Genomic DNA, 522 nt, shown 5'->3' with positions numbered 1-522 from the left:
GGCGGCGCTGGCCCGCGCCGCCTGACGCGCGCCGCCTGACGCGGGCGGGCCGGCTTCCGTCCGGCGCGGCGGCGTGCCATGCAGGGTCTCCCCAACCGGCCGGCCCCATGCGCGATCTTTTCCAACTCGACCTCCCCGCCCAGTCTCATGCCGTGGCGGTGGCCCGCGCCGCCGCCGCCGCCCTGGCCGAGGCGCTGGCCTTGCCCGAGGCCAAGCGCGGCCGGCTGGAGCTGGCGGTGGAGGAGGCGGTGGCCAATGCCGTGAACCATGCCTATCCCGATGGCCGCGACGGCCGGCTGCGCGTCAGCGCGGCGGAGGAGGCGGGCGCGCTGGTGCTCGGCGTGCAGGATTGGGGCCTGCCCTACCAGCCGGCGATCCCGGCGCCGGGCGAGGCCGGGGAGGGCGGCGGCCTCGGCCTGCTGCTGGCCTTCCGCATGGCGGACGAGGCGCGCTACCGCCCGCTCGGCCGCGAGGGCAAGCGCTTCGAGTTCCGCTTCCGCCTGCCCGCCGCCGCGCCCCTGC

The 522-nt window shown here is 78.7% G+C and carries 1 protein-coding gene; it reads left to right on the top strand.

Translation table 11 applies throughout. The annotated features are described in order from the left end of the window. Positions 1–107: 107 nt before the first annotated feature. Positions 108–522: ATP-binding protein (locus HMPREF0731_RS22890; protein ID WP_040614622.1), on the top strand; the 415-nt coding region annotated here is incomplete at its 3' end.

This window comes from Pseudoroseomonas cervicalis ATCC 49957, from assembly GCF_000164635.1.
Classification (GTDB): Bacteria; Pseudomonadota; Alphaproteobacteria; order Acetobacterales; family Acetobacteraceae; genus Pseudoroseomonas; species Pseudoroseomonas cervicalis.
This window is presented reverse-complemented; position numbering and strand designations above follow the sequence as displayed.